This window comes from Bradyrhizobium acaciae, from assembly GCF_020889785.1.
GTDB classification, from domain to species: domain Bacteria; phylum Pseudomonadota; class Alphaproteobacteria; order Rhizobiales; family Xanthobacteraceae; genus Bradyrhizobium; species Bradyrhizobium acaciae.
Genome location: NZ_JACMYK010000039.1, coordinates 46,602 through 53,304 on the forward strand (window position 1 = coordinate 46,602; position 6,703 = coordinate 53,304).

Annotated in this window: 6 protein-coding genes; 3 read left to right on the plus strand and 3 right to left on the minus strand. The window is 64.9% G+C overall.

The window, feature by feature from the left end; genetic code table 11:
• The 3 genes from H8A92_RS17610 to H8A92_RS17620 form a co-directional block, all read right to left on the minus strand.
• Complete coding sequence (locus H8A92_RS17610; protein ID WP_229196945.1) at window positions 1-441, minus strand: HPr kinase/phosphorylase; 441 nt, start codon at window positions 439-441, stop codon at window positions 1-3.
• Complete coding sequence (locus H8A92_RS17615; RefSeq protein ID WP_420831334.1) at window positions 438-2,174, minus strand: stimulus-sensing domain-containing protein; 1,737 nt, start codon at window positions 2,172-2,174, stop codon at window positions 438-440. The genes H8A92_RS17610 and H8A92_RS17615 overlap by 4 nt, the downstream gene beginning before the upstream one ends.
• A gap of 182 nt (window positions 2,175-2,356) precedes the next feature.
• Entirely contained in the window at window positions 2,357-3,058 is a 702-nt protein-coding gene (locus H8A92_RS17620) for a response regulator transcription factor (protein WP_024578921.1), read from the minus strand.
• A 239-nt stretch (window positions 3,059-3,297) separates the two neighbouring features.
• On the opposite strand from H8A92_RS17620, the gene H8A92_RS17625 reads away from it, so the two are divergent.
• From H8A92_RS17625 to H8A92_RS17635, 3 genes are all read left to right on the plus strand, one after another.
• Complete coding sequence (locus tag H8A92_RS17625) at window positions 3,298-4,032, plus strand: HugZ family pyridoxamine 5'-phosphate oxidase (RefSeq protein ID WP_229196947.1); 735 nt, start codon at window positions 3,298-3,300, stop codon at window positions 4,030-4,032.
• A 130-nt stretch (window positions 4,033-4,162) separates the two neighbouring features.
• On the plus strand, window positions 4,163-4,960 hold the full coding sequence (locus H8A92_RS17630; RefSeq protein WP_229196948.1) for a hypothetical protein: 798 nt from the start codon (window positions 4,163-4,165) through the stop codon (window positions 4,958-4,960).
• Window positions 4,938-6,554, plus strand: coding sequence for a phosphoenolpyruvate carboxykinase (locus H8A92_RS17635; protein WP_229196949.1), 1,617 nt, complete (start codon window positions 4,938-4,940; stop codon window positions 6,552-6,554). The genes H8A92_RS17630 and H8A92_RS17635 overlap by 23 nt, the downstream gene beginning before the upstream one ends.
• The last annotated feature ends 149 nt before the right edge of the window (window positions 6,555-6,703 follow it).

Sequence of the window (6,703 nt, forward strand, 5' to 3'; positions counted from 1 at the left end):
TCAGGTTGTCGTCAGCGCAGCGACAACCAGCGGCAGGGGTTCGAAGCCGACCGGCACGCCAATTCGCGGTAGTATAATGCCATTAAGGCGAGTCCTGAGCGCCTCGGGCGGCGGCAGCCGCTCGGCATCGTCGGCGGCGAGGTCGACGATCAGCCCGACCACGGCCTCGCTTGCGAACGGGCAATGGCGGATTCCGAGGGCGCGGATCTCGATCAAACCGGCCAATTGCGGTGCCGGGCGAACCCACAATTGTTCGCCGGCTGTGTCGAGATGGACACGGTCATCCCCCACCAAAACGGCCGGCGGGAGTGCTCCGGAGCGTCCGGCGAGAATCAGATCGAAGGCGAGGCGCGACTTGCCGGAGCCCGACGGGCCGCGGATCAGCACCGCACGCTCGCCGACCAGAACGGCGGATGCGTGCACGCTTGAATTGTCGCTCATAGTGTCGGCAGCCTGACCACGAAACGTGCGCCGGCCACGGTGGGGTTGCCGTCTTCGTCCGCAGGGCCTGGACGGTTCTCCGCCCAGATGCGCCCGCCATGCGCTTCGATGATCTGCTTGGAGATCGAAAGCCCAAGGCCGGAGTTCTGGCCGAAGCCCTGGTGCGGCCGGTCGGTGTAGAAGCGCTCGAAGATCCGCTCCAGCGCGTCCTCGCCGATGCCGGGCCCGTCGTCGTCGACCACGATCTCGACCTCGCCGCGGGTGCGGCGGCAGACGATGCGCACCTTGTCGCCCGGCTTGGAGAACGATTGCGCGTTCGAGAGCAGGTTCGAGATCACCTGGCCGAGCCGGGAATCATGGCCGGGCACCGAGAGCGTGTCGGTCGGCCCGCGGCCCTCGAAGCGGGCTTCGACGGTGACGTCGTGACCGAGCCTTGTCTCGTTGGCGACGCTGGTCAGCGTCGTCAGCAGCCGGCGCAGATCGACCGGCGCCATGTCCTGCCGCTGCAATTCGGCATCGAGCCGGCTCGCGTCTGATATGTCGGAGATCAGACGATCGAGCCGCCTGACGTCATGCTCGATCACGGCGAGCAGCCGCCCGCGGCTGTTCTCGTTGCGCGCCAATGGCAGTGTCTCGACTGCTGATCGTAGCGACGTCAGCGGGTTCTTCAGCTCATGGGCGACATCGGCGGCGAACATCTCGATCGCCTCGATGCGGCTGTAGAGCGCGTTGGTCATGTCGCGCAGCGCGCCGGAGAGATGGCCGATCTCGTCGCGGCGTCCGGTGAAATCGGGAATCTCGACACGGGTCTGGATGCGGTGCCGGACCCGCTCGGCGCTTTCCGCGAGCCGCCGCACGGGTCCTGCGATCGTGCTCGCCAAGAGCAGCGACAGCATGATCATGACGGCGGACGCGAGCCCGCCGATCTTGAGGATGGCGAGGCGCTCGGACATCACCAACTGGTCGATATCGTCGCCCTGGGTGGTCAGCATCAATGCGCCGCGCACGGCGCGGAAATGCTGCACGGGAACGGCAACCGACACGATGATCGCGCCGCGGTCGGTGACGCGCACCGCGCTGCCCTTCATGCCATCGAGCGATTGCGCGACTTCTGAATAGCCCCTGCCGCCTTCGGGGCCGAGCTCGCGGTAGATCGGCAGGTCGCCGCGGTTGAGCCAGGTCTTGATGGTGGCCTTGCTCTTCTCATATAGCGACGGCTTTTCCGACGGCGGCGGCAGCTCCATGCGCAGCACGTCGCCGCGCGCGAACAGATTGCGGCTGTCGAGGATCAGGCCGCCATCGCGGTCGAAGATGCGGGCCCGCGTCTTGGTCGGCGCGATCAGGCGGCGCAGGATCGGCGCGAGACGCTCGGGATTGATCGAGAAATCAGCCGATTCATCCGGCTGGCCAAAACTCTCGCCGGGCTTCAGGTCGAGCAGCCGGTCGGGATCGATGGTGACGGTGTTGCCTTCGACGGTCGCGGACGCCGCGATCGCCTCCGAGATGATCTCGGCATAGACCAGGAGGCTCTGCGTCCGCGCCTCGATCAGGCCGGCGCGGAACTGCGAGAGATAGAGGATGCTTGCGACCAGCGCGACGAGGCCGGCGAGATTGAGCGAGACGATGCGCCGCGTCAGGCTCGAGAACGACAGCGCGAAGAAGAACTGACCGGCACGGCGCAGCCAACCGAGTGGACGGCGCCAGCCCTTGTCCTGCGCCAGATCGTCGGCCACGGCCTCTTGATCGAGGAGCTGCGAGGCGTCCTCGGTGTTCTGGCCTTGCTCGAGCTGCGTTCGATCAAGCACTGGCAAAGCTGCCGGTTGGTATGGATGTCGTCCCGCGAAGCAGACAGTCGCCCGAGCTTACCCCAGCCGTGCGGAGCCTGTCAGTCAACAAGCCGCCCGGGAAGCGCAGATCAGGCTTCCTTGAAGCGATAGCCGACGCCGTACAGCGTCTCGATCATCTCGAAGTCGTCGTCGACCACCTTGAACTTCTTGCGCAGCCGCTTGATGTGGCTGTCGATGGTGCGGTCGTCGACATAGACCTGGTCGTCATAGGCTGCGTCCATCAGCGCGTTGCGGCTCTTCACGACGCCGGGGCGGGTGGCGAGCGCCTGCAGGATCAGGAATTCGGTCACGGTGAGCGTCACCGGCTCGTTCTTCCAGGTGCAGGTGTGGCGTTCCGGATCCATCCGCAGCAGGCCGCGGTCGAGCGCGCGGGCGTCCGGCTCCTTCGGTGCGGCGGCCGGGTCCTTCGGCTGACCGCGGCGGAGCACGGCCTTGACGCGTTCGACCAGCAGGCGCTGCGAGAACGGCTTGCGGATGAAATCGTCGGCGCCCATTTTCAGGCCGAACAATTCGTCGATCTCCTCATCCTTCGAGGTGAGGAAGATCACCGGCAGGTCGGACTTCTGGCGCAGCCGGCGCAGCGTCTCCATGCCGTCCATGCGCGGCATCTTGATATCGAGGATCGCAAGATCGGGCGGCGACGTGCGAAATCCATCCAGCGCCGACGCACCGTCCGTGTAGGTCATGATGCGATAGCCTTCGGCTTCGAGCGCGATCGAGACCGACGTGAGAATGTTGCGGTCGTCGTCGACCAAGGCGATTGTGGGCATGAGCTGCTTTCACAATGAGAGTGGCTTAAACGGCGGGCACTCAGGCGACTCGCCGTTAGAAATGGGCTTCGAGCGCGGTCAACGAGCAATGCAAGCTAGGCTGAAGTGTGACCGAGTTCCGCAAATAACGCTCTGCGACCCATGCGATGGACCCCCATATAGCACCCTGAGACCGTGAGAAAAGGCCCTTTTTCAAAGGGAACCGGCCCGATTGGCCCCAAAATGACCCCGATAGGCCCATGCAACCGACCGACGACTTCGACCCTTCCCGCCTTGCCCGCTCGCTGCTCCGCCGCAGCCGCCAGGGTGCGCTTGCAACCCTGATGGCCGGCACCGGCGATCCCTATTGCTCGCTGGTCAACCTGGCGAGCCATCCCGACGGCGCGCCGATCCTGCTGATTTCCCGGCTGGCGCTGCACACCAAGAACATCCTTGCCGACAACAGGGTGTCGCTGATGCTGGACGAGCGCGCCGAGGGCGATCCGCTGGAAGGCGCCCGGATCATGCTGGCAGGGAGGGCGGAGGAGGCCAAGGAGGCCCAGCTGGAGCTCGTCCGGCGGCGCTATCTCGGCGCCCATCCCTCTGCGGAAGCCTTTGTAGAATTTAATGATTTTTCGTTCTTCGTGATCCGGCCGAGCAGCGCGCATCTGGTCGCCGGGTTCGGCCGCATCGTCGACCTCAAGCCAGCGCAATTCCTGACCGATCTCGGCGGCGCCGACGTGCTGCTGGAGGCCGAGGCGGGCGCGGTGGCGCATATGAACGAGGATCACCGCGAGGCCATGAACCTCTACGCCACGCGGCTGCTCGGCGCGCAAGGTGCCGACTGGCTCTGCACCGGCTGCGACCCCGACGGCATGGACATGCAGGCCGGCCGCAACACGCTGCGGCTCGATTTCCCCGAACGGGTCACCAGCGGCACCGAGCTGCGCAAGATGCTGGTGCGGCTCGCCGGCGAGGCGCGCGCCAAGGGATAGCGGAGCGACCGGCTCGCTCCGAACGGCGATGCTGCGTCCGGCGAGGCATGGTGTCGCATGGCCGTGGCTGCCTGCGCGCTCGCCGAGGCGGAGCGAGTGTGCTTCCGTCCACCGTCGCGCGCTTTGCAGCGTGCGTGACAGCGCAACCATTTCGTGCGTGCACATCACGTCATCGCCGGTCGGCTTCATGCGCGCGCGAAGTTCTGGCGCTGCTGCACACGCTGACCGCGACGTGCCGGCCGCGTCGACGCGCACGAGCGACGCGGTGATTGCGTTACCATCGATCGTTGCGGTCAGCGATCTCATCGCCGCCGCACACAATGGCGTTGCGGAACATTCGCCGTTGCCAGGCATTGAGATGATCGAGCTTCGACGCTGGCGTGTCGAGCTTGATCGAGCCTGCTCGTCTGCTGCTCACTGCCGACCAACGGTGCTTGCCATGTGCAACGCGATCGTGGACGACGTGATCGGCACTGCAGCGCTGCGCCAACTCGTGGCAGCTTGTTTCGACGGCACATCCTCAGCGCGAAATGCATACCCGGCATTCTCGATGCCTTTTGGTTTGCATGGCGCGGGGCACATGCTGTTCGCTGGCACTCTTTGTGCATCGCAACGCCTTGTTCGCAGCAGGAAAGGCGACGAAACGTCGTCCGAGCGCGGCGAAAACAACGAGAAAACGAAAGCAAAGCGAAAGCGTTTCGCGCTGCGGTATTTGCGCCAGATGATGTGCCCGCCTTGGAATAAACCAAAAGCCGTTCGACCGGCTTGGCAAGCCCGGCGATCCCCACTATTAGGTCGCCGGACCGGGGCCGAGAGGCTATATTCTGATGACGGTCATCACCGCGACGGGGCGCGACTAGCGACATTCGCGCGAACAAGGATACGCGGGTTCGAGGAGGTTCTTCGTGCAAGAGACGGGCGTGCATAACGGTGCCTTTGGCGCCGACAAATTCGGCTTAAAAAATCTCAAGGGCGTACATTGGAACTACGGTGCGCCGCAGCTCTACGAGCACGCGTTGCGCAATGGCGAAGCAGTGCTCTCGGCCGATGGCGCGCTTTGCGCGGATACCGGTGAGTTCACCGGCCGCAGCCCGAAGGACAAGTTCACGGTCCGCGACGGGCTGACCGACAAGAGCATGTGGTGGGCCGGCAATCAGTCGATCACCTCGGAGCAGTTCGCGACGCTCCATGCCGACTTCCTCAAGCATGCCGAAGGCATGACGCTGTTCGCGCAGGATCTCTACGGCGGCGCCGATCCGAAGCATCGCATCAGGACGCGCGTCTTCACCGAGCTCGCCTGGCACTCGCTGTTCATCCGCACGCTGCTCATTCGCCCCGAGGCCTCGGAGCTCGCGGGCTTCGTGCCGGAGCTCACGATCATCGACCTGCCGAGCTTCCGTGCCGACCCGGCGCGTCACGGCGTGCGTTCGGAGAACGTCGTCGCGATCGATTTCGCCCGCAAGATCGTCCTGATCGGCGGCTCGCAATATGCCGGCGAGATGAAGAAGAGCGTGTTCACCACGCTGAACTATTACCTGCCCGAGAAGGGCGTGATGCCGATGCACTGCTCGGCCAATGTCGGGCCCGACGGCGACACCGCGATCTTCTTCGGCCTGTCCGGCACCGGCAAGACCACGCTCTCGGCCGATCCGAAGCGTACGCTGATCGGCGATGACGAGCATGGCTGGAGCGAGGCCGGCGTCTTCAATTTCGAAGGCGGCTGCTATGCCAAGTGCATCAAGCTGTCGGGTGAAGCCGAGCCGGAGATCTATGCCGCCAGCAAGCGCTTCGGCGCCGTGCTGGAAAATGTCGTGCTCGGTGAGCGCGACCGCGTGCCCGATTTCGACGACGGCTCCAAGACCGAGAACACCCGCTCGGCCTATCCGCTCGATTTCATCCCGAACGCTTCGCGCACCGGCTGCGCGCCGCATCCGAAGAACGTCGTGATGCTGGCGGCCGACGCCTTCGGCGTGATGCCGCCGATCGCCAAGCTGACGCCGGCGCAGGCGATGTATCACTTCCTGTCCGGCTACACCGCGAAGGTCGCCGGCACCGAACGTGGTCTCGGCAACGAGCCGCAGCCGGAATTCTCCACCTGCTTCGGTTCGCCGTTCCTGCCGCGCGATCCGTCGGTGTATGGCAACATGCTGCGCGAGCTGATCGCCAAGCACAATGTCGATTGCTGGCTGGTCAACACCGGCTGGACCGGCGGCAAGTACGGCACAGGCCGCCGCATGCCGATCAAGGTGACGCGCGCGCTGCTCACCGCGGCACTGAACGGCAGCTTGCGCAATGCCGACTTCCGCACCGACCGGTATTTCGGCTTCGCGGTGCCGACCTCGCTGCCGGGCGTCGAGCCGCACCTTCTCGATCCGATCAAGACCTGGGCCGACAAGGCCGAGTTCGACAAGACCGCGCGTGCGCTGGTCGGCATGTTCCAGAAGAACTTCGCCAAGTTCGAAGCGCAAGTCGACGCCGAAGTCCGCGCCGCCGCACCGGAAGTGAAGCTCGCGGCGGAGTAATACGGCGCGAGCGACATGCGATTTGAAAAGGCGGCCCGCGCGGCCGCCTTTTTGTTTTGTGTGGGTGCTCGATCGGACCCGTCACCTGAGAGAATGTGAATGTATCGCGGAGGAGCGGCACCAAACATTCAGTGTCGTCCCGGCGAAAG

Excerpts from the sequence above, each read along its gene's own strand:
- H8A92_RS17610 (WP_229196945.1), bottom strand. The coding sequence starts at position 441 with ATGAGCGACAATTCAAGCGTGCACGCATCCGCCGTTCTGGTCGGCGAG.
- H8A92_RS17620 (WP_024578921.1), bottom strand. The coding sequence starts at position 3,058 with ATGCCCACAATCGCCTTGGTCGACGACGACCGCAACATTCTCACGTCG.
- H8A92_RS17625 (WP_229196947.1), top strand. The coding sequence starts at position 3,298 with ATGCAACCGACCGACGACTTCGACCCTTCCCGCCTTGCCCGCTCGCTG.